The 22,974-nt window shown below is 64.0% G+C and carries 17 protein-coding genes; 8 read left to right on the forward strand and 9 right to left on the reverse strand.

The window, feature by feature from the left end:
- Nucleotides 1-75 precede the first annotated feature (75 nt).
- From IPM16_13055 to IPM16_13070, 4 genes are all read left to right on the forward strand, one after another.
- The gene (locus tag IPM16_13055) at nt 76-2,802 is read left to right on the forward strand and encodes an AAA family ATPase (protein ID MBK9124027.1); all 2,727 of its coding nucleotides are present in this window, start codon (nt 76-78) and stop codon (nt 2,800-2,802) included.
- A gap of 277 nt (nt 2,803-3,079) precedes the next feature.
- The gene (locus IPM16_13060; protein MBK9124028.1) at nt 3,080-3,340 is read left to right on the forward strand and encodes a hypothetical protein; all 261 of its coding nucleotides are present in this window, start codon (nt 3,080-3,082) and stop codon (nt 3,338-3,340) included.
- Between the two features lie 19 nt (nt 3,341-3,359).
- The gene (locus IPM16_13065; GenBank protein MBK9124029.1) at nt 3,360-4,355 is read left to right on the forward strand and encodes an NAD(P)-dependent alcohol dehydrogenase; all 996 of its coding nucleotides are present in this window, start codon (nt 3,360-3,362) and stop codon (nt 4,353-4,355) included.
- A gap of 49 nt (nt 4,356-4,404) precedes the next feature.
- Entirely contained in the window at nt 4,405-5,376 is a 972-nt protein-coding gene (locus tag IPM16_13070) for an NAD(P)-dependent alcohol dehydrogenase (protein MBK9124030.1), read from the forward strand.
- A gap of 73 nt (nt 5,377-5,449) precedes the next feature.
- On the opposite strand, the gene IPM16_13075 is transcribed toward IPM16_13070, so the two are convergent.
- Both IPM16_13075 and IPM16_13080 read right to left on the reverse strand, forming a co-directional pair.
- Nucleotides 5,450-8,173 carry a hypothetical protein gene (locus IPM16_13075; protein MBK9124031.1) on the reverse strand — a complete coding sequence of 908 codons (2,724 nt, stop codon included), beginning with the start codon at nt 8,171-8,173 and terminating at the stop codon, nt 5,450-5,452.
- Between the two features lie 162 nt (nt 8,174-8,335).
- Nucleotides 8,336-8,863: a hypothetical protein gene (locus IPM16_13080; protein ID MBK9124032.1), complete on the reverse strand. Its 528-nt coding sequence runs from the start codon at nt 8,861-8,863 to the stop codon at nt 8,336-8,338.
- Between the two features lie 183 nt (nt 8,864-9,046).
- Here IPM16_13080 and IPM16_13085 point away from each other — a divergent pair, with 183 nt between their 5' ends.
- From IPM16_13085 to IPM16_13095, 3 genes are all read left to right on the forward strand, one after another.
- Entirely contained in the window at nt 9,047-11,686 is a 2,640-nt protein-coding gene (locus IPM16_13085; GenBank protein ID MBK9124033.1) for a GMC family oxidoreductase N-terminal domain-containing protein, read from the forward strand.
- Nucleotides 11,687-11,706: 20 nt separating this feature from the next.
- A complete protein-coding gene (locus IPM16_13090) occupies nt 11,707-12,060 on the forward strand; it encodes a hypothetical protein (GenBank protein ID MBK9124034.1) in 354 nt (117 codons plus the stop codon).
- Between the two features lie 297 nt (nt 12,061-12,357).
- Nucleotides 12,358-15,417, forward strand: coding sequence for a hypothetical protein (locus tag IPM16_13095; GenBank protein MBK9124035.1), 3,060 nt, complete (start codon nt 12,358-12,360; stop codon nt 15,415-15,417).
- Between the two features lie 171 nt (nt 15,418-15,588).
- On the opposite strand, the gene IPM16_13100 is transcribed toward IPM16_13095, so the two are convergent.
- Both IPM16_13100 and IPM16_13105 read right to left on the reverse strand, forming a co-directional pair.
- Entirely contained in the window at nt 15,589-16,008 is a 420-nt protein-coding gene (locus tag IPM16_13100) for a DUF1801 domain-containing protein (protein MBK9124036.1), read from the reverse strand.
- A gap of 230 nt (nt 16,009-16,238) precedes the next feature.
- Nucleotides 16,239-17,096, reverse strand: coding sequence for an aldo/keto reductase (locus IPM16_13105; GenBank protein ID MBK9124037.1), 858 nt, complete (start codon nt 17,094-17,096; stop codon nt 16,239-16,241).
- Nucleotides 17,097-17,261: 165 nt separating this feature from the next.
- On the opposite strand from IPM16_13105, the gene IPM16_13110 reads away from it, so the two are divergent.
- Nucleotides 17,262-18,701: an aminotransferase class V-fold PLP-dependent enzyme gene (locus tag IPM16_13110; GenBank protein MBK9124038.1), complete on the forward strand. Its 1,440-nt coding sequence runs from the start codon at nt 17,262-17,264 to the stop codon at nt 18,699-18,701.
- A gap of 154 nt (nt 18,702-18,855) precedes the next feature.
- On the opposite strand, the gene IPM16_13115 is transcribed toward IPM16_13110, so the two are convergent.
- From IPM16_13115 to IPM16_13135, 5 genes are all read right to left on the reverse strand, one after another.
- Nucleotides 18,856-19,752 carry an SDR family oxidoreductase gene (locus IPM16_13115; GenBank protein MBK9124039.1) on the reverse strand — a complete coding sequence of 299 codons (897 nt, stop codon included), beginning with the start codon at nt 19,750-19,752 and terminating at the stop codon, nt 18,856-18,858.
- A gap of 113 nt (nt 19,753-19,865) precedes the next feature.
- Nucleotides 19,866-20,591, reverse strand: coding sequence for a hypothetical protein (locus tag IPM16_13120; protein ID MBK9124040.1), 726 nt, complete (start codon nt 20,589-20,591; stop codon nt 19,866-19,868).
- Between the two features lie 67 nt (nt 20,592-20,658).
- Nucleotides 20,659-21,123, reverse strand: a complete 465-nt coding sequence (locus tag IPM16_13125) for a pyridoxamine 5'-phosphate oxidase family protein (protein ID MBK9124041.1) — start codon at nt 21,121-21,123, stop codon at nt 20,659-20,661.
- A gap of 103 nt (nt 21,124-21,226) precedes the next feature.
- The gene (locus IPM16_13130; GenBank protein MBK9124042.1) at nt 21,227-22,144 is read right to left on the reverse strand and encodes a GNAT family N-acetyltransferase; all 918 of its coding nucleotides are present in this window, start codon (nt 22,142-22,144) and stop codon (nt 21,227-21,229) included.
- 52 nt (nt 22,145-22,196) lie between these two features.
- Nucleotides 22,197-22,973 carry a sugar ABC transporter ATP-binding protein gene (locus tag IPM16_13135; GenBank protein ID MBK9124043.1) on the reverse strand — a complete coding sequence of 259 codons (777 nt, stop codon included), beginning with the start codon at nt 22,971-22,973 and terminating at the stop codon, nt 22,197-22,199.
- Nucleotide 22,974: the final 1 nt, after the last annotated feature.

The following is a 22,974-nucleotide window of genomic DNA, read 5'->3' on the forward strand; positions in this document are numbered from 1 at the left end:
CCTCTGATTCCTGATCACCCTTCGCATCACAAGGTCTTGGTGGCGGGCAGCCGGCCAGCGTCCTATAATCAACTCATGTCTACGCCACTTCTGGCCGCGAAGCTGTACATTCCCCCGCCGCGGCCCACTGCGGTTGACCGCGCCCGCTTGATCGTTCAGCTGAACGCCGGCCTGCACCGCAAAATGACGTTGATCTCCGCGCCTGCCGGTTTCGGCAAGACGACGCTGGTCAGCGCGTGGGCCGCCGGGTGTGGGCGCCCTGCTGCATGGGTGTCGCTCGACGAAGGCGACGCCGATCCTGCCCGCTTTCTCGCCTATATCGTGGCCGCGCTGCAAACCGTTCACGCCGGCCTCGGTGCAGACGTGCTCGAGGCCCTGCAATCGCCGCAGCCTCCGCCCATCGAGTCACTGCTTACCCTGCTGCTGAACGCTATCGCTGCGCTGCCTGCCCCGTGCGTGCTGGTGTTGGACGATTACCACAGCGTCGATTCGCAGCCGGTCGACGAGGCGCTTGCGTTTCTCGTCGATCACCTCCCTCCGAAGCTTCACCTCGTCATCGCCACGCGGGAAGACCCGCAGCTTCCGCTGGCCCGCCTGCGCGCACGCGGTCAGTTGACAGAACTGCGGGTCGCCGACCTGCGTTTCACAGCCGACGAGGCGGCGGGATTCCTGACGAACGTCATGGGGCTGTCGCTCTCGCCGGAGGACATCAGGGCGCTGGAGAGCCGCACCGAGGGTTGGGTCGCCGGGCTGCAGTTGGCGGCGCTCGCGCTGCAGGGCGCCGTGACGGAGCGCGGGCAAGACGCCGCCCGATTCATCCGGTCGTTTTCAGGCAGCCATCATTTCGTGCTGGACTATCTGGTCGAAGAAGTGCTGAACCGCCAATCCGCACAGGACCAGACGTTCCTGCTGCGCACGTCGATACTGGACCGCTTGTGTGGGCCGCTGTGCGACGCCGTCGTCGGCGATTTGCCCGGCGACGGGCAGGCGAGGCTGGAACGGCTCGAACGCGCCAACCTGTTCTTGATCCCGCTCGACGGCGAGCGGCGCTGGTACCGCTATCACCACCTGTTCGCCGAACTCCTGCGCGTGCGGTCGACCAAAGCGCAGGCCGCCGAGTTGCCGGCGCTGCATGCGCGCGCCTCGGTGTGGTATGAGCAGCAGGGCGAAGACGCCGACGCGATTCGGCATGCGCTTGCGTCCGGCGACATGGATCGCTCGGCCGACTTGATCGAGCGCGTTTGGCCGCAGATGGACGAGATGTATCAGTCGAACACATGGATTCGCTGGGTGCGGGCGCTGCCGGACGAGGTGATACAGGCGCGACCGGTCCTCAGCCTCGGCTATGGCTGGGCGCTGCTCAATATGGGCGATGTGGACGCAGCCGAGGCCCACTTAATCGATGCGGAGAAATGGCTGGACGGGCGCGATCCGGATGAACTTCCGGCCGACGTAGTGGTCGTGGACGAGAAGCTGTTCCGCGGCCTGCCCGGGGCGATTGCCGGCGCACGCGCCTACCGTGCGCTGACCATGGGCGATACTGCAGCGGCGCTCATCCACGCGAAGCGTGCGCGCGAGCTTTCGGCGCGAGTGGACGATCCGAGCTACCGGCAAGCGGTGGCGCTGACGGGGGTCGCGTATTGGGCCAACGGCGATTTGGAGATGGCCGATCGCGCGCTGGAAGAGTTCCGCACAACGATGCTGGACGCCGGCGTGATCCATGACGCGGTCGGCATCGCGTTCATCCTCTACGATATTCGGATTGCCCTTGGCCGCTTGACGGAGGCGCTCAAATCGTTCGACGAGGCGCTCGCCATCGCGCGCCAGTTGGGCGATCCGCCGCCGTTGAGCACGCAGGACATCTACCGCGGTTTGGCGGCGCTGCACATCGAACGGGGCGAATTGGACGAGGCGGTGACCAACCTACACACCGCCGAGACGCTTGTGACCGTCAATACGCTCAACGACTGGCCGTACCGGTTGGCGGTTACGCAGGCGCGCATGTGCGAGGTGACCGGCGACCTCGACGGGGCGCTCGAGCATCTGGAGGATGCCGAACACGAGTACAAACCGTCGCCGCTGCCGAACGTGCGACCGGTCGCGGCACTCAAAGCGCGGGTATGGACTCGGCAGGGCAAGCTCACCGAGGCTGCCGATTGGGCGCGCACGTATGGTATAGCGGCGGACATGGATATCACGTATTTGCGCGAGTTCGAGGCCCTCACGCTGGCGCGGTTGTTGATCGCGCAGCACCGCGTCGATCCGCGCAACGGGACGCTCGACACCGCGCTCGAGCTGCTGGATCGCGTGCTGTGCGCGGCCGAGGACGGCGCTCGCGCTGGCACCGCGGCCGAATGCCTCATGCTGCGTGCGCTGGCGACTGCCGACCATGACGGCGCCGCCGCTGCGCTGAAGCCGTTCCGGCAGGCCCTCGAACTGGCCGAACGCGCCGGCTTCGTGCAGATGTTCGTCGACGAAGGACCGCCGATGGTGCGCCTGTTGACCGAGGCCGACCGGCATGGGATCACGCCGACTTACACGCGTCGCCTGCTGGGCGCCTTCGACCGCGGCATAGCCCACACGCCACCGTCCGCAGCGCAGGGGCTGATCGAGCCGCTCAGCGACCGCGAGATGGAAGTGCTGGAGCTCGTCGCCGCCGGCCTCTCCAACGCCGAGATCGCCGAACGGCTGTTTCTGGCGCTCGACACCGTCAAGGGGCACAACCGCCGTATCTTCGGCAAGCTGGGTGTGCAGCGCCGTACCGAGGCCATAGCCCGCGCCCGCGAACTCGGCTTAATCTAGTTCCGTCATCTGCGGAGGCTTCGCCTCCACGCCTGTCTGGCCCAAACGGCTTGCGCCCTCTGGACTCCCGTTTCTGCGGTTCGATGCCGTTCCCAGCATCGAACCGTGGGTAACGAGGTGCAGGAGTGCAAACTCCTGCCGGGGTTTGGGGCCGCGCCACAACAACACTTCAAACGACACTTCGGTGTCTATTCGACAACACCTCAGCGCCGGTACGCTGTAGGTATAGCAAGGAGATGGCATCGAGGGTTCGACCCGCCGACACGGACACGAGGACATGGTACCCACGCACACCCCGCAGTACGACACCGACCGCGACACGGTCTATCAGATCCGGCTTGACGGCCATCTGACCGACAACTGGAGCGACTGGTTCGAGGGGCTGAGCATCACGCTGGAGGAAGGCGGCGAAACGCTGCTGACCGGGCGTGTGGCCGATCAAGCGACACTGTTCGGCCTGCTGCGCAAGGTGCGCGACTCCGGCCTGAAACTCCTGTCTGTGACCCGCGTAGAGTCGAAAACGAACGATGCCGAATAGCCCGAAGAGAGGGAACCCCATGAAAGCTGTTGTGTACACCGAGTTCGGATCGCCGGACGTGCTGCATGTGAGTGGTGTCGAGAAGCCGACGCCGAAGGATAACGAAGTGCTGGTGCGCGTTCACGCCACCACGGTCAATTTTGGCGACCTGATCGCGCGTAATATGTCGGCGTGGTCGCCGGCACGGTTCACGATGCCGTTCCTCTTCTACGTTCCGACGCGCTTCGCGTTCGGTCTGCGCCGGCCGACGAAGTCGATCCTCGGCAGCGAATATGCCGGTGTGATCGAGGGCGTCGGCAAGGACGTGACACGCTTCAAGGCGGGCGATAAGGTGTTCGGCTACCGCGGGCAGACGATGGGCACCTACGCCGAATACATCACCGCGCCAGAGGACAGCCCGATCGCGCCGATGCCGTCCAATATGACGTTCGAGGAAGCGGCGAGCATCCCGTACGGCGCGATCACGGCGCTGAACCTGCTCAAGAAGGCCAACATTCAGCCCGGGCAAAAGGTGCTGATCAACGGCGCATCCGGTAGCATTGGTTCGGCAGCGATGCAGCTCGCCAAGCACTACGGCGCAGAGGTCACGGGTGTGGCCGGTAGCAAGCGCATCCCGATGCTGGAAGCGTTGGGCGCGGACAAGACGATCGACTACACTCGTGAGGACTTCACGGCCCGCGGCGAGCAGTACGACTTGATCCTCGACGTGATCCGCAAAAGCTCGTTTGAGAAGGCCAAGCGTGCGCTGACACCGAACGGGATCTACATGCTGGCGAGCTTCAAGATGAAGCAGGTGTTTCAGATGCTGCGCACCCGCTTCACCGGCGGCAAGCAGGTGATTTGCGCGCTGGCGTTCGACAAGCCGGGGGATTTGGACGTCATCAAGGAGCTGATCGAAGCCGGCGCGCTCAAGTCGGCCGTTGATCGCAGCTTCCCGCTCGAGCAGGCTGCCGCCGCGCACCGCTACGTCGAGTCCGGTGATCGCACGGGCAGCGTCGTCCTCGCCGTGGCCTAGCCGCCACGCACACCCGCACCGCCACGCGTCGTACTGGGGAGGAAGCCTCATGAAAGCCATCGTTTGGACGCAATACGGATCGCCGGACGGCCTGCGCCTCACGGACATCGCGAAGCCACAGCCTAAAGACAACGAGATTCTGGTGCGCGTCCACGCCGCGACGGTGACCGCCGGAGACAGCGAAATCCGGCAGGCGAAGATCTCGCCGTGGCTGGTGCTGCCGATGCGCCTGTACATGGGGCTGCTGCGGCCGCGGAACATCGTCCTCGGTCAGGAACTGGCCGGCGTGGTCGAGGAAGTCGGGAGCGCCGTAACGCGCTTCAAAGTAGGGGACGCGGTATTCGCCGCCACGGGGATCGGCTTTGGCGGATACGCCGAGTACGCCCGCGTGCCGGAAAACGGCGCGGTCGCGCTCAAGCCGGATGGGATCACATTCGAAGAAGCCGCGACTGTGCCGACAGCCGGAATCGAGGCGCTGCACTTCCTGAGCCATGCGAACATTCAGCCGGGACAGAAGGTGCTGATCGTCGGCGCAGGGGGCAGCATCGGGACGTTCGCTATTCAGATCGCCAAGGCGCGCGGCGCAGAGGTCACCGGCATCGACGTCGCAGCCAAGTTCGACACGATGCAGGCTGCCGGTGCCGACCACGTCATCGACTACACCCAACAGGACTTCACGCGTCTGCCTGAAACGTACGATGTCGTCCTCGATGTGATGGGCAAGACGCCGTTTACGGGCACGCTGCGGCGGATCAACCCGAATGGCCACTACCTGCTGGCGACATCCGGCCTGATTCAGAAGCTGCGCGGTCTCGTGACGACCATGACCGGCAGCAAGCACGTGTTCGCGTCGACGCCGGAGCAATCCGCGGCCGATCTTGAGGCACTCAAGCAGTTGATCGAGGCGGGCAAGGTAAAGCCGGTGATCGATCGAAGCTACCCGCTCGAACAGACCGCCGAAGCGCACCGCTACGTCGACAGCGGGAACAAGCGCGGCAACGTGGTCATAACGGTCGCGTAAGCCACAACGAGACGCAGCGCGGCCCGGATCCACTGACGATCCGGGCCGCGTTTCGATTCATCCAAGCATGCGCTCACACATCGCCAGCACACGAATCGAACAGCATCAGCGGGTTGAACAGCGGATGGAACGGCCGGTTTGGGTTTGCCAGCCTCAGGGCGTTGCCCAAGCCCGGCGTGTAGCCCCCTGCCGTAAGCGCGCGCACCGCCGCGACCACCGCGTCCTGACTGCTCAGCGGTGTCGACCGGTCGAGGACTTGATCGAGCGGCGGGCAGACGTAGACGCCTAGCCGATCGAGCAGATCGCCGAGGGTCTCGCTTTCCATTAGGTCGCGCAGGTCTACGGTCTCGAGATCGTCGCACAAGGTGGGCTGACCGGCTTCGTCGGTGTAGAACGTCCTGACCTGAATCTGCATCGTCGTTTCCGGCAAGTAGACCAGCGCCGCGCCGTCGGCCCCGTAATCGACGAGATTACTCGTGCCGCCGATCAGGTTGCCGTTGTCGTCCGTCGCCCCGAGCCGCAGGTTGCCGTCATGGACCTCGATGAGACGGTTGGCGCGGGTCCCGCTGGCTGTCACGCCCCGCACGGAGACCGCCGCGCTGTACGCATCATCCATTAGGCTCTCGAACGGCGTGGCTGTATATACGCCGACGACATATCCGTAGGTCGCGCTCGACACACCCGGTATGCGCCCAACCGTGACGCGCAGGATGTCGGACGGATGCGTGCCTTCAGCCGGGTTGGGCGACTGGCACAGCACGAGATCGTTCATCGGGTCGGAAATTTCGGCGGACTCGGGCGCGCGCGCAGGTGGAGGCGGTGTCGGCGTGGATTCGCTGACGGGGATCGGATCGACGCAGTGATCGCGGAAGATCAGCGGATTGCGGTACGGGTGGAACGGTTGGTTGGGGTCGGTGAGTTGAAGGAACCGCTGACTGGAGTCGAAAATGTACGTTTCTGGTGGAGTGCCGAGGTCAACGTCGCCATAGAGCGCGCGCCGGCGGGCAAGATCCCAGTTGTCTGCTGCCTCATTGATATCGGTCCACAACGCGCTGCGGGGAGGAAGGCGATCGAGCGGCGGACATAGAACAACGCCGAAGGGCAATTCCGGAAGTGTGGGTTCCGCCTGCGGCACCACAATTACCGTGGTATTCGGTATGATGTCCCGTGCGGTGATTCCTTCGGCCGTGTTCGCTGTCGTCTCAACAGTCAGATTCGCTGCATTCGGGGAGATCGTGAAAACAGCGGTCTCGGTCGCTGCATCCAGATAGGCGGGACGTTCGTTGGGTGTAAGCACCGGAAAACCGTCTCCGGTGGTCACGATCGCTCCAGTCTCGGTGACCTCGCTGATGACAATACCACCGGCATCACTCTCGTAAGTCAGTCGCACACGCCGGTCGATGGTGTCGCCGGGCGGGCCTAGCTTGACCCGTACCGTTCGCGGTTCGCCCAGCGCCGACGCCTCGATGATGTCAACCGTGGTCAGGTCGATTGCGGGCGCGGCGACCGAATTTCCGGTGTCGACTTCCACCACGTCGCCCGCGGGATCGTCGAAGCTGCCGACCACCGGCGTGTCGCCGGACACGACCCACACCGGCGGCAGCGGCAGACGTGTGCCGCCGCCGGGGGCTTGATCGCACGCCTGCGGATCGCCTTGCGCGACGGTAAGTGCCGTGCGCGCCGTGATCGCGGTGACGTCGCCGGGGATGTTGAACACGAATCGGTTGGACAGGTTCGGGTCGGCCATCGACGTACCCGTGAAATCGCCCCAACGCGAAGTCTCGTTGACCGGCGTATTGTCGGCGGCCAGCACGCGCGAGGAGAACGTGCCGTTCACGGCGCTGTAGAGCCAGTTCTCCTCCAACCCGCCTTCGCGGGTGAGGTTCAGGTAGGCCGTATAGCTCGCGGCGGATTGGATCATCGCGGTCGGGTCAGCGGCGGTCTGTATCTCCACGAGGTAACCGTTCGGGAAGGGCGATGTGTCCGGCGCGGGATGTACTGCAACCGCTGTGATGTCCGCCTCAGGCGATGTGATGCTGCCGCCGACGCCGCACTGCACCACATCGTCCGGCGCGTCGGTGATCGAGACAAGCGAGGGCAGGTTGCTGGGTGCGAGCCAGCGTGCCGGGAGTGAAGCGGGGCCGCTGTCCGGCACCGCGTCGCAGATCGTCGCCGCGCCATCACCCGCGCCGTAAAACAGGCGCACGGCGATTTGTGATGTCTCCTCGGGCAAGGCGAACAGCAGGTATGCGCCGTCCGGGCTGACGGCGGCGAGGTCACTGGTGCCGTCAGCGATCCGGTTGCCGTTGTCCGAGGCACCGGATGTCGACTCGCCATTCCGCACCTGATACAGGCGGTGTTCGGTCTGCCCGTTGACGGTGAGCGCGCGGACGGTGATCGCCGCGAACTCCGATCCGCTGCTCCACTCGGCAAACGGTACTGTGGTATAGACTGCGACGATGTGCCCATAACTGCTTGCCGTACTGACGTTCGAAGGGACGTGATACAGTTCGACCCGATCGATCTCAGGCTGGCCGGGGCTGGCGACGATCTGCGGATTCTGGCACTCGGTAGCATTGCCGGGCGTGCCGGTCAAGGTGATCCCGGTGTAGCGGTAGACCGCCGTGAGTGAGAATTCGTCTGGAGCGCCGGGGAGCGGCGTGGATGTTGGAGGGAACGGGGTTTCGGTGGGTCCGGGCGTCGGTGTCGGGGTCTGGGCGGCAGATGAACTCATCATCAGCGCCAGCGCGAACCCCAAGACCACGATACGTCGATGGTGCATCCGTCGGGGAGTCATTGGCTTGCCTCCGGAACTTCGGATGATTGGGGACTTGCATTATCGCACGGTTTTTGGGCGGTTCCCCTCGAAATCGGTCGAGGAACCGGCGTGGCACGGCGAAGCCGTCCGCTCGTCGGCCCGTGCAGGTCGCCACTGTGGTGGTGTATTAACGCGTGCGCGTTACGTCAAGTTCATCGGCGGTTCGACCAGCCCGGAGATGAAGCGTTTGCCGAACCGCAGCCCCAGCGCGGACAGGATCGGATAGGCCGCGTCGACCAGGCTCCAGCCGATGATGTAGGCGAGGTTGCCCTCGATGAAGAAGAAGCGGTCGAACTCCCACGTCCCCAAAATGCGCTGCTCGGCGAACTTGACGACGAGGCTGTAGATGGCGAACAGCACCATTTGCTCCCACAGCGGACGCTTGTACGAGATGGCGTACAGGAACCCAAGTCCGAGGCCGATCCACAGAAACGAGTGGATGAAGTTGTTCAACCACGGGTAGAAGCTCATGATCCCGAGCAAATGGAATAGATAATTGCCGACGAAGATACCGACCGCCCACGCCACGTATAGCACGATGAACGTGCGACGAAAGCCCGGCTCGAACTTCTGGCCGGACTGGCGCATGGCGATCCATAACCCGAGATAGATCAGCAGGACGAAGGCGTATCCGAACAGGGTGTTGCCAGTTCCCAGAATTGCGTCCATGACGGTGTCCCCCGTTATCCCTCGATCGCGCAGGTGCGCTGACAATCATCATCGGTCTATTCTGCCGCGTTGTCAAAACACTGCGTAACCAGACTGTCCTCTGATGGCAAGCGGTCCGTGCGATAGCGTTGTATGCTTGATTCTGTCGACCGTTGTCGAGTTCGAGCCGAGGGGGATCGTCTGATGAGCAACGATATCGACTACACCCATGACGAGCGCAATCTCGCCACCTATTTGAACGTGCTGGCCGCGCTGTTCGTCGTATTCGGCCTCGCCGTGCTGATCCTGCCCTACGCGCTGCGCGACGCGCCGTTCTTCGTCGCGCCGCCGTTCTTCGTCACCAACACCATCGCCGGCATGTGGCTGATGGCGTATCTGTCATGGTGCTCCGCCGCCGACGTGCGCCGTTACCGCGCGATGATCGTGGTCGTGTTCGGCGGGTTGCTGATCGGTGCGGCGTCGTTCGTGGCGCTGTCGGTGCGCACGGGTCCGCCAATGCAGGACGCGCCGCTGCTGCTCGGTTTCGGGTTCTGCGGGGCGGCCGTGTTAGGCTTGGCGTGGTTCGTGCGCAAGGCGCAGATGCCCGCGCCGCCGTGGCTGCCGTGGATCACCGACAAGCCGATGACTGGCGCCGAGACGTTTGCCCGCGTCGTGTTCGGACTGTTCGGGTTGGCGTCCCTGTTCGCCGCGGCGGGAAGCGTGCTGGCGTCGTATCTCAATGTCGCGCTGATGACCGATCTGCTCGTCAACCCGTTCATGATCGTCGGCTCGACCATCAAGATCGGCGTGCTGGGGTTGTGTTCGCTGTATGCCGCGTACGATCCGCGCCGGTTCTCGCAGCACGCGCAGATGATCATCGCGCTGGTGGTCGGTCATGCCGGGTCGATCATCGCCATATCGATTGTCGCGCTGTCCGGCTATGTGCCGTTCGGCGATTACAGTCTGACGGTAGGCGGCGCGACCGCCGGCCTCGGCGTGATCATGTTCGGCGCGTGGCTGTTGGACGTGGTGATCATCATCGCGTTTCTGTATTTCAACCGGCGCATCAACCTCGCGCTGCTGGATCACATCGGCTTCCTGAACCCGACGCAGTTCCGCGCGCTGGAGGCGATCGCTGAGACGCTGGTCGCGGGTAAGACGCACGAGCGCGTGCCGCCGCACGAGATCGTGCTGCGCACGGACAGCTACATGCGCTCGTTCCGCTCCAACCGGCTCGGGTTGGCGAAGCTGGCGATGATGGGTTTGCAGCTTTCGCCGCTGGCGTGGCTCAGCCCGCCGATCACGTACATGCATCCGGCGGCACGCGCGCGGTTCGTCGATTTCCGTTTCAAGCAGCAAATCGTGGACAGGTCGGCGCTGTACCGCTTCTTCGATGGGTTGATGCGCAACGTTAACAAGGTGCTGCTGCGCTTCACTGGGCGGTCGGGCAGCGAGTTGGACGCCGCGCTGAGCTTCACCGGCCTGCTGGAAGCGATGATGCGCTTCAATATGCAGCTCACGTATCTGGGCTACTACAACAATCCCGAGGTGTGGCCGAAACGCGAAGACGGCAGCGGGATCGGCTACACGCCGTTCTCTCAGCGCGAGAAAGACTTCGAGGTCAAGCCGATCCGTGCGCATCCGCCGTTGAAGGTGATGACGCCGGAGGTGCTCGATCAGGAAGGCATCGACGTAATCGACGACGCCGACGTGGTGATTGTCGGGTCGGGGCCGGGAGGGGCGATCCTCGCCGAGCAGCTTCTGGAGAAGGGCCGGCGCGTGTTGATCCTCGAGAAGGGGTTGTACGTGCACCCCGACGACTTCAACGAAGACGAAGTCGACATGATCAGCCGGCTGTACAGCGACGGCGCGCTGCAAATCTCGCAGTCGCTGCGCTTCACGATCCTGCAAGGCAGCGCCGTGGGCGGGACATCGGTCGTCAACAACGCTGTGTGCTTCGACACGCCGCAGCGCGTGATCGACACGTGGAACGCGCGCAGCAATAACGGTAAGGTGATCGACGACGCGTCGTACTTCGACTCGCAGCAGAAGGTGCGTGCGCGTATGCGCATCAAGAAGATCGCCGAGGGGACGCGCAAGCCGCTCGACGCGGTGCTCAACCACGGCGACAGCCTGATCACCTCGGCTGTGAAGCAGTACTTCGCCGGCCGCGAAGACGCCTACGAGTACGACGTGGTCGAAGCGAACATCGTGGACTGCCTCGGCTGTGGCTACTGCAACATCGGCTGCAAGTACGGTCGCAAGCTGTCGATGCTGGACGAGGTTCTGCCCGCCGCACAGCACAAACACGGCGCGGAGAACATGCGCATCATTTCGGAAGCCAACGTCACCAAGCTGACCGAGAGCAGCGGCAAGATCACCGAGGTGCATGCCGAGGTTGCCGGCAAGCGCAAGCTGCTCGTGCGCAACCCGAAGACGGTCGTCGTCAGCGGCGGCACGATCCACTCGAGCTGGCTGTTGATGCAAAGCGGGATCGGCAAGGCGGCCAAGCTGCCGGTCGGCAAGGGATTGTCGTTCAACATGGGGAGCCCCCTGCACGCGTTGTTCAATCAGAAGGTCAACGCGTACGACGGCGTGCAGATCGCACACTACCTGAAGGTGCACGATCACCCCGGCTTCGTGTACGAGACGTGGTACAACCCGCCGGTGGCGCAGGCGCTCACGATGCCCGGTTGGCTCGACACGCACTTCCGCAACATGCAGAACTACGACCGGATCGCGGCGGTGGGCGTGCTGGTCGGGACGGAGTCGAACGCGCATATCGTCCCCGCGCTGATCAGCGGCGGTCCGGATGTCGTGTTCAACCGACGCAAGGCGATCTGACCAAACTGGTCGATGCGCTGGTGATGTTGGGCAACATCTTCTTCACCGGCGGCGCGTTGGAGGTGTACGCCACGACCCGCCGTTATCAGCCGTACGTCAACGAGAGCGCCGTGCTGCGCGCGCAAAGTCAGGTCGACGCGCTGCGGGATCTCGTCAAGCACGATTATGACATCCTGCTCGGGACGGGGCACCCGCAGGGCGGCAACGCGATCGGATCGTCCCCGACGGACAGCGTGATCGGCCCGGACTTCAAGGTGTTCGGGTACAGTAACCTGTACGTGTGCGACGCCAGCGTGTTCCCGACCTCCACGACGGTCAACCCGCAGTTGACGGTGATGACGATGGCGCATTACGCCGCGCAGTTCGTGCAATGACAAGGGAAGTTTTCAGGAGTCAGATGTCAGTTGCCAGTGACGGGGTGGACATCATTGGCGGGAGGGGCAGGACAAGGCTTCCACCCCAACCCGCGGCAGGTAGACGGGGGACATAGTGTGGGAGGACACAACGTTCGGAGACATGGGTAACACGTTGGCAGACGGAAGGATCAGGACGGTATGTAGGGGCGACCCGCCGGGTCGCCCTTCTTGGACACGGCAGTGCCGTGTCCCTACGCGAATCGGGCACCCATAATCTGCCTCACCTTTGGAACGAATACGATTATTGGGATCAACATGCCTATAACCGACAATCAACGCACAGCGTTTCAGGAAGCAGCAGAATGCCGGCCACCGGGCCGCGTGCGACAGCTCGAGCGCTGGCTGTTGCAGCAGCGCCCGCTCGATACCGCCGTGCCGCTCAGCGCGCAGGCGGACGACCCGCGCGCGTTTGTCCCGACCGAGGAGGGCAGCGGCAGCTTTGGCCGCTGGATCGTGGACAACGCCGGCCTGCCCGCGTATCAGTACGAAATGGATCAATTCAACGATCCGCGCGCGGTGTATCGCACCACCGCAGGTGACGAACGGCGCGATCACTGGCATCAGGTCGGCAACCGGCGCATCACCGCGATGGCGTCCAACGACGGCACGGTGCAGGTATATGCGTGCGATCGCGGCGGTGTGATCGTCAACCGCTACGAGGCCGAGGACGTACTGCCGCCGATGTTCTCGCTGCGGGTGTTCCTGTATCGCATTGTTCGCGCGATCCTGCTGTTCGTGACACGCTCGTTCCGGCGTATTCCGCCTGCGTTCCGGCCGTTTTCGGCGTCGGCGCAGGGGGTCGATACGAGCACCAATGCGCCGCCGCGCGGGGTCGTCCCGCCCGGGGGCGCTGCACAGGCCGGACAACCCAGCCCCGTGCCGGACGTGCCGTCGGGCGAAATCGACGCGACGGCGCAGGGGCAGCAGGCCGATGAACGCCATGCGTACGCCGGCGGGTTCGGCTACATCAACGACGGCACCGAGACATGGGCGACGGCGTTCCGCTTCCGTCCGCCCGGCGCGGAAACCCGCCGCGTGTTCGGGATGGGTTACTTCGAGCACGAGACGACCTACCGCGATATACGCGTCAACCGGCACGTCATCGCGCCGTACGGCGATATACCCGCGCTGATCGCTGATGTCGAAATCGAAAATCTCGGCGGGTCGCCGGTCGAGCTGCAGTACTACGAGTACTGGGACGTCAATATCCAGCAGCTTCAGCTCCAATGGCTGCGCAGCGGCGCGTTTGCTCCATCAAGCGATTCGGTGCGCCGTGGCCTCAACCGCTTCTTCATCCCGTCAGTGGAGTGGGACGAAGACGCTTCGGCCCTGCGCTTCCGGCAGCAGATTCGCCAGCCACGCCCGCAAAGCGCGCCGTCGCCCGATCAGCCGAGCGAGATCGACTGGGATCCGGCCAACGTGTTCCTCGCCGATCTCGACGGGGCGCAGGCGGCGGTGTACGTCAACAAGATGACGTTTTTCGGCAAAGGCGGCGCTCGCCAGCCCGATGCGGTCGTACAGCGCAGACCCGGGGACACGCTTCCGCGCGACAATCGCAACGACCCGATGCCGTACTGCTTCGTCATTCGGCGCGACCTCACCGTGCAGCCCGGCGAGCGCGTGAAGATGCGCTTTGCATACGGCATGGCGCGCCCCGATGAATCGCTCGACATGCTGACGGCGCTCAAGCAGCCCGCCGACGTGCTGGACGAGACGCGTGCGGCGTGGAAGGACAACCTCGCGTATTTCGATACCGGTCAAGACCCGGTGCTGCACCGCGAGATGGCGTGGCACGCCTATTACATGCTGTCATCGACGGTGTATCTCGCGTTCCACAACGTATTCATCGTGCCGCAGGGATCGGCCTATCTGTACTTGCACGGCGCGGACGGCGCCCCGCGCGACCAAGCCTTGTTCGCGCTGCCGGCGGCTTATCTCGATCCTGCGCTGGCTCGCGACATGCTGCGCCTGATCATGCGCGTGACTGACGCGCAGACCGGCCAGATCATGTACTCGTTCAACGGGCACGGCGCCGTCTCCAACGGACTTGACCTGCACACCAAGCCGTCCGACCTCGATCTGTTCTTCCTGCTGGCGCTGTGCGAATACCTGAGCGCAACCGGGGACATGGCGTTTCTCGACGAGGCGGTGCCGTTCTATCCGCCCAGCCAATCGCCACCCGGCGCGACGGTGCTCGACCACGTGCATAGGGCGCTGCACCACCTGTTCGAGGTCAACGGCATCGGCGAGCACGATCTGGTCAAGGTCGGCTCTGGCGATTGGTCGGATTCGATCGTGCTGGAAAGCGCCATCCGCGACGGGCCGGGGCCGTTCGGCGCGACCTACGGTAACTCGAAGGAGAGCGGCGAATCGGTGCCCAATACGCACATGGCGCTGTATGTGCTGCCGCTGCTAAGCGAAATTCTGAATGAACGCGACCCGGGCATCCGCGAGGTGATCGACGCCGACGGCCGGCTTGAACGCATGCGTGCAGGCGTACGGGTGCAGTGGAACGCCAAAGGCTGGTACAACCGCGCCGTGCTGCGCGACGTGCACAACCGGCCAGTCGTCATCGGCGACTTGTGGCTGGAGGCGCAGGTGTGGCCGCTAATCTGCGCGGATGCGGCGGAGGCAAGCCGGCTGTCGGCTGTGATCGAGAGCGTGGATTACCACCTCGATCGGCCCTCGCCGGTGGGCGCTGCACTGCTGCCGGGCGGCATGGTGTGGCCAGCGGTGTCCCAATTGGCGACGTGGGGCTATTCGCGCACAGGGCGGCACCATCTGGCGTGGCGCTCGCTCAACCGCAACACTTACGCGGCGCACTCGACCGCTTATCCAAATGTGTGGATTAACACGTGGTCGGGGCCGGACGGCGTGAACGGCACCGCCGCCGATCAGCCGGGCTGGACGTGGTCGAGCTTCGTCACACCGATGACCGATTTTCCGATCATGAACGCCAATCAGGACGCGATGGCCTTGTTGGGACTGCTGCGCGTGTGCGGCATCGAACCCGCGCCAGAAGGCGACGGCCTGCTGATTCAGCCGCACGTCCCGCGTGAACGGTTCGTGCTCGACCTGCCGCTGCTCAAGCTGGAGGTCAACCCGACGCGCACGGTGATCGAATATCGTGCGACCGTGACCGGTAAGCGAACGCTGTACATCCGCTTCACCGGCAGCGACGTCACGGTGCGGGTTGACGGCGACGTACGCGCCGAGGTCGAGCGGCGCGGTGATTTGGCCGTCGTGCCGATTGTGTTCGAGGCCGGGCAGACGGTGCGTGTCGAGGCCGTCTCCAACCCGACGCCGGGCGTCTAGCCGAACCTTGGGGCGCTGCCCCAAACCCCGTCAGGAGTTTACACTCCTACCTCGTTACTCGCGGAATAATGCTGCCAGCGGCATTATTCCGCGGGAAAGGGAGTCCAGAGGGCGTAAGCCCTTTGGTGCATCTGTGGAGGCGAAGCCTCTATGACCCGCTAATTCGGGAGCTTAGCTCGGATTGGTCTTGCGCGTGTGCTCGACCGACTTGTGGATCACTTTGCGCAGCACGTCCATATCGACGTCGGCCAGCTTGTTAATGTACAGGCAGGCCTTGCTCGTCGTGTGCTTGCCGAGCTTGTCCATCAGGGCGTCGTAGCCGTCGAAGTCCATATCGATGTAGAGCGTCAGGCTCGCCTTGCGCGGGGAAAACGCGATCACCGGGGAGTCGCCTTCGCGCCCGCTTTCGTACGTGTAGTGGTACTTGCCGAAGCCGATGATCGACGGCCCCCACATGACAGGCTCTTCGCCGGTAGCTTCCTGCATCATATGCAGAAGGGCGAGACCGTCCTCGCGCCTGCGCTTGTTCTCGACGCCGTCCAGAAACGCCTGCACGCTTTCTGCGGTCGGTCTGGTCTTGTTCTCGGCCATGACAAACACGTCCCCTCGCTCACTCGCGGTTAACTGACTTTAGCACGAATGTTCGTTTTCTGGCAACCGCTGTGGCGGCTTTACGCTTCGGAAAACGTCACTCCAACGCCTCTCCGCCTCGGAAAAGGATCATCGTGTCCGGCGCGTGTCGTTCTCCCTCTTCAGCCTTGAGAGGCCGGGGGCGAGGTCTGCGTGTCGGTTTGGCGGGGTGTGGTGCGGCGCACCACCGACTACGTAAACAGCGGCTCCATCGCCCATTCGGTGATGATCGCGTCCATCTCGGCGTTGGTCGGGCGCGACACGAAGCGATTGGCCGCGTCCAAGACCTTCGGCAGCAGGGTGACATCGCCGACGGTGTTGAGGAAGATGTCGGGCTGACCCAGCACCCAGTGTACGGCCTTATCGATGGCGTCTTGGCGGGTGAGCGGCTCGTACCACACGGCGTGGGTGTGCTCGCCGTGATACGGCCTGCGCGTAATTGCCTTGATTGTCTGCACGGCGATCCCGCGCGACTGCGCCAGTGCCAGCACCGCGTTGAAGCCGGCGGCATAGGCCGGATTCTTCATCATGATGTAGTTGTACGGCAGCAGCACCGAGTCGAAGTCGAACGCTTCGAGGCTGTTGAGGTGGCTGTGCGTAACTTCGACATCGTGGCCGGTGACTCCGATGTGCTTGACCAGCCCTTGATCGCGGGCCTCGACCAGATACTCGAGCGCGCCGCCGGGGCCCATGGCGACCTTCCACTCGTCTTCAGCGACGAGGTAGTGCATCTGGATCAGGTCGACCGAGTCGACGCGCAGGCGGTCGAGCGACTTGTGGAACTCTTCGCGGGCTTCGGCGTAGGTACGCTTGCCAGTCTTGGTGGCGAGGAAGAAGTCTTTGCGGTGCTGCGCCATCCACGGGCCGATGCGCAGCTCGGAGTCGCCGTAGCTGGCGGCGGTGTCGATGTGGTTGATGCCGTATTCAAGCAGCAGATCGAGCGTGCGGTCGGCCACGTCTTGCGTGACAGTGCCGAGCGCGACCGCGCCGAACAGCGTGCGCGAGCTGAGGTGGCCGGTTCGTCCAAAGGGAATTTTCGGAATTGCCATGATCGTGACTCCTAGTCGCATAGTTGCGACCGATTGTACCGCGTGCCACTGGGATCGCGGTCTGAACGGAATGACAGGCACGACATCCGCGGTGTTCTACGGTTGTTCGGTGTCTGTGAAAGGGACTATCATCACACGGTGCGTAACGACCCGAAAGCAGACCCGATGTTTGATCGTCTCGACCAATTGGAATCTCAAGCCCGCGCGCTGGAACTGAGCGCCGCGCAGCGCCAACACCTGACCGGCGAGGTCGTCGCTTACGTCGACCGCTTCTATCGCGAGTCGCCGGGCCGGCCGATGTATCAGTACACCGACGACATGGGCGCGGGCATCCTCGACGCGCCGATCTCGCCGGACCCGATCGACATCGGCGAGGCGCTGCGCCTGCTGCACCGGCACGTCGACAGCCCGGGCTTGAACCCGACCGCGCCGGGGCATCTGGCCTATATCCCCGCCGGCGGGCTGTATCCGGCCGCGCTGGGCGATTACTTGAGCGCGGTGACCAACCTGTATTCCGGCATCTTCTTCGTCGCGCCCGGGGCGGTGCGGCTAGAAAACATGCTGCTGCGCTGGATGGGCGAGATGGTCGGCTATCCTGCCGACGCGGCCGGAAACCTGACGACCGGCGGCAGTATCGCCAACCTGACCAGCGTCGTGACGGCGCGCGACGCCCACGGCCTGAAACCGAAGGATTACGCCCGCAGCGTGGTGTATCTGTCCGGCGAGCGCCACCACTCGATCGACAAGGCGCTGCGGATCGCCGGGTTTACCGAGGTCGTCATGCGCCTGATTGACATGGACGCGGCGTATCACATGCGGCCCGACGCGCTCGCAGCGCAGATTGACGCCGACCGGCAGGCCGGCCTCAATCCGTGGCTGGTCGTGGCGAACGCCGGCGCGACCAACACCGGCGCGGTCGATCCGCTGACCGAGATCGGCCAGATCGCGCATGATCGAGGGTTGTGGTTCCACGTCGATGGGGCATACGGCGCGTTCTTCGCGCTGTGCGAGCCGGGGCGCGAACGCCTGCGCGGGATCGAACGGTCGGACTCGGTCATCATGGACCCGCACAAGAGCCTGTTCCTGCCGTGGGGGTCGGGCGCCGTGCTGATCAAAGACCGACGCACGATGCTGGCCTCGCACCACTATTCGCCGAGCTACTTGCAGGACGTGGAAGGCGGCGAGGAGTTGTCGCCAGCCGACCTGTCGCCGGAGCTGACACGCAGTTTTCGAGGACTGCGCGTGTGGCTCCCATTAAAACTATTCGGGACGCGCCCGTTCGCCGCCGCCCTCGAAGAGAAGATGCTGCTGGCCCGCTATTTCCGTGCCCGTATGGCGGAAGCCGACGGTTTCGAGGTCGGGCCAGAACCCGACCTGTCGGTCGTGTTGTGGCGCTACGTGCCGGCGCGCGGTGACGCTGACGCCTTCAACGCGCAGTTGGTCGAGGCGGTCAAGCGCGACGGCCGCGTGTTCCTCTCATCGACGCGCATCGACGGCGTGTTCTGGATCCGGCTTGCCGTGCTGGCGTATCACACCCACAAAGACACTATCGACCTCGCCATCGACGTCATCTGCGAACAGGCCGCGGCGCTGGAGCGCGCGTAGCTGCGTGCAGAGGCTTCGCCTTCAAACCTCCACAAGAGATTTGCACCCCTTGACCCCGTAACTGTAGAAGAGGTCACATGCGCGATCTCTTTTACAAGTATGGGAGTCCAGAAGGCGAAAGCCTTCTGGCTGGGTTTGGGTCAGCGCCCCAACCTCAGCGCGGTTCGTAGCTGTCCACGAGATGCGCGTAGCTTTGGGGATAGCGGGCGAGAAATTCGCGGAAGCTCAGCGGCGCGTGGCCGGTGATGCGCCGCACGTCGTCGCCGACGAAGTCGAGTTCGCCCGCCTTGACCGCCGTGTACGTGCTGATCCACCCGTCCACGATCTTCTCAGGCGCGCCGTAGACCGAGCGCGACTGGCGCGCTTCGTCCATCGTCTCGTCGTAGAAACGGCACGGGCGCTCGGTGATCTCGGTGAGGATCGCTGCCATCTCGGTGAAGGACAACGCCTCGGGACCGGTGTTGTTGATCGTCTGGCCGTTATAGGACGGATCGGCGAGGACGACCGCCGCGACGTCGGCGATGTCGTCGCGCGTGACGACCGAGATGCGCCCATCGCCCGCTGGCCCGCGCACGACTCCATCCTTGCCGAAAAACCCCGGCATCACGTCGGCATACAGGCTGTTGCGTAATAACGTGAAATCGAGGCCGGTCGCGCGGACCGCCTGCTCGGTGTGGTAGTGATCGCGGGCGAGGATGAAGGTCGCATCCGGCGCGGCGTTAAGGAACGACAGGTACACGATGCGCTGGACGCCTGCCTCGACCCCGGCGTCGATCGCGGCCTTGTGCACCTGCACGCGGTCGCCGCCTTCGTGAGCAGACACGAGCAGCATGGTCGATACGCCGGAGAGCGCCGCGACCATTGCGGGACGGTCGGTGTAGTCGGACGCGACGGCCACCGTCGAGGTCGGCAGCTTGGGCGCTCGAGACTCGTCGCGTACGATCAGCCGCAGTGGCAAGCCTCGCTTGGCAAGCCGCTCGGCGACGCGCCGGCCAACCTTGCCCGATGCGCCAGTGATGCCGATGACTCCACCGTCTGCCTGATCCGTCATGCGGGTCCTCCTTCATGCTGTCGCGTGAAATTGTGGGGCTGCGCGATGAGTACGTGCGCGTATGACTTCCAGATACAGCGTGATAAGCCGGACCTTACGGCATGGACCTCTCGTTAGTGGGTGGTGCGGCGCGGGCTGAAGACTCCGCGCTCGCCCGCCATACGCGCCACCGCCCGCCGCCAACTGTTGCCTTCGGCGGTGGTGATCGCTTCGTCGGCGTTCTGATAATCGTTTTTCCGCATGAACTCGCGCAGTTCGTCACGCAGGCGTGACCAAATGTCCGACTGGATCGTAATCAACAGGCGTGACCGGTGGGCATCGTACGTATTCTGCAGCACTTGTGTGAAGTGCGGCAGGCACAGCCCGTCCGACGCGCGAAATGCGCCGGTCATGCGTTCGTCGTCCACGAAGTCGCTCAGAATTTTGACGTAACGCGTTTCGGCGCCTGACTGCATCTTGCAGGCGACGCATGGCTTGCTCGGCGTCAGCGCGTCGATGATGGCGACGTTCGGGTTCTGCGGAAACAGCCGGTTCATCAGCCGCTGCTGCGAGCTGCCACCCGGCGGAGTGCGGCGCAGGATCCGCAGCACTTCGTTGAGGGGGTGCTCGTACAGCACGGCGATGCCGAGGGCGTTGCCCATCTGCGCAAGCTGATGGCCGTGTTCGTCGCACAGGCCGCGGCTGTCGCGAAAGTCGGCCTGTATGCCGGAGTCGGTGGTGTATTCGTAGAGGATCGAGTCGAGCAGGCGGGTCGTCTCGTTCTGCAGCAAATTGCAGACGGCACACCCGGGTTTGGCGAACGTCTCGATCAGGTCGTAAAAGCCGAAGGTCGTTTCCACGCTGACGGATTGCCTCTTCTGTCCGTGCACGTCACAACAGACTATAACGCAGTGTGAAGTGACCGTCTCAGTCCGCGCGCCAGCCGAGCCAAGGGCCGCCGAGGTGACCGAGCGTCAGCCGCCACGGCGTCAACATGAGCAGGCCGACTTCCGGGCCGTCGCTGGATGGCCACGTCAGCGCGGGATCGTAGCCGAGTGGTTCGGGCGTGCGCTTGAACCATTCCCACACACGCTTGATCTCGGCGCGGTCGTCCACCCATGCGGCATGGCACTCGATGGTCAGTGGACGAACCGGATCCTTGGCATAGGCGACACTGGCATACGGGCTGTACGCGAGGTGCTTGGCCTTGAGGCTGTACCTGCTGGTGAGCACCCAGCCGACCGCACTGCCGTCGTCGAGCGACCAGATCGGGTGGAGGGTGCGTGTCCATGGGCGGTTCTGCGCGTCGACCGTGGCGACTGCGGCCCACACTTGACCATGCGCGATTTCGAGGAATTCGGCGGCGAGTTGGGTGAAGGGTACGTAGTCCATGTCGGTCTGAATCCTCGCGACTAGCTTGACAGAAGCGCCGGGGGTTACGTCATGGGCTGAGGGCGCAAGTTCATTGTAGTCCGATATGGCGATTGCTGCGGCGTTACGGCGTGAGCGAATAGTGGTACCAGCGCTTGTACTTGATCGGCCCGAGTTTCTCGTACAAGCCGTTGGCCTCGACGCTGTAGCCGGTGATGTAGGCGCGGGTGATTCCCATGCGCGCGACGCGGCGGAAGCACTCGCGCACGGCGGCCTCAGCCAGCCCCATCCGCCGGTACTGCCGGTGCGTGACGATCTTCTCCACTTCGACCACGCCGTGGGCCGGGTCGGCGAAACCGACGCATGACGAGACGTGCAGCCCGTTTGGCGTGACGACCGACAGGTCAAGGCGCGCATCGTAGGCCGGATTCTCGCGCGAATAGGCATAGCGCAGCAGATCGAATTCGGTCAGGTCGTCGCGGTTGGAAAAGCCGTCGAGGTTCAGCACGGCTTTAGCGCGATAGTCGCCGTTCTGCGCCATGTCGACGATCTGGTAGCCCTCCGGTAGCTCCGCTGGGGCGGGCGACGTGGCGCTCAGATCGTAGACGCGCGTCGTGGCGGCCACGCCGGACGTTCCGAAGCCGCGGCGTTCCAGTTCGGCCAGCGCGTGCTGTTGGCCCTCATGCACTTCGGTCGTGAGCTTGCCGAAGCGAGGCATCCAGTGCCGGATCGTCCAGTCGAGGATGTCGGCGTAGAGGTAGTCGTAGCCGGGGCGCGTGACGATGAAGAAGACCTCGTCGGCGTTTTCGGAGAGCACGAACCCGAGCAGCGTATCGAACGCATCGAGCCACAGGTGCGTGTAGTCGCGGAAGAACGTCGGGAACAGCTTCTTCTCGTTCCACAGGCCGTGTTTCCAGTCACCGAGGCGGCTGACGTGCCACACGTAATCGTCGCGTCGATGGGCGAAGTCGGCATCGAGCAGACGCCACATCGCCGCAAAGTCGCCGCGCATTTCGTCAAACGATCGGTCGTGAATGGCCATGGGTATCCCTCAGGTCACAACGCCGACTCAACTATGCGCGATTCCGCTCAACTCACGCCGGCGGCGGCGCGTCCAGCAAGCCTTCCAGATGCCCCATGATGACCTGCTCGACGGCCTCGATGGTCGTCTTGCGCGGCTCGATGTCGTCGGCGATCTTCTTGCCGCGCCGCAGCACGACGATCCGGTCGACCACCTGAAACACGTGGTGGATGTTATGCGCGATGAAGATGCAGGAATGACCGGAGTCGCGGGCGTTGCGGACGAAGCGCAGCACGCTCTGAGTCTCCTCGACGCCGAGGTTGTTGGTCGGCTCGTCGAGGATGATCAGTTCGCTTTCGAAGTGCATGGCGCGGGCAATGGCGACCGCCTGCCGCTCACCGCCGGAAAGCGAACTGATCGGCGTGGTGGGCGGGATGTCCTTCTGAATACCGACTTTCTTGAGCAGGCCCTGTGCTGCCGCGTTCATCGCCTGCTGATCCATCCGGTTGAGCAGGCGTGGGCCTTGAGTCGGCTCTCGGCCGAGGAACAGGTTGCGCGCGATCGACAACTGCGTAACCAGCGCCGAATCCTGATAGATCGTCTCGATGCCGAGCTTGATGGCGTCGGTCGTGCTGCGGATCGAGACCGGCTTTCCGTGCATGTAGATCGTGCCGCTGTCGGCGACAAGCGCGCCGGACAGAATCTTGATGAGGGTCGACTTACCGGCGCCGTTATCGCCCAGCAGGCCGACGATCTCGTTTTTGCGTACGGTGAAGGTGACATCGCTCAACGCCTGCACGCGGCCGAAGAACTTGGAAATGTTTTCCATGCGTACGAGTTCGTCGTTCATG

The sequence above is a fragment of the Candidatus Flexicrinis affinis genome, from assembly GCA_016716525.1.
Lineage (GTDB): Bacteria > Chloroflexota > Anaerolineae > Aggregatilineales > Phototrophicaceae > Flexicrinis > Flexicrinis affinis.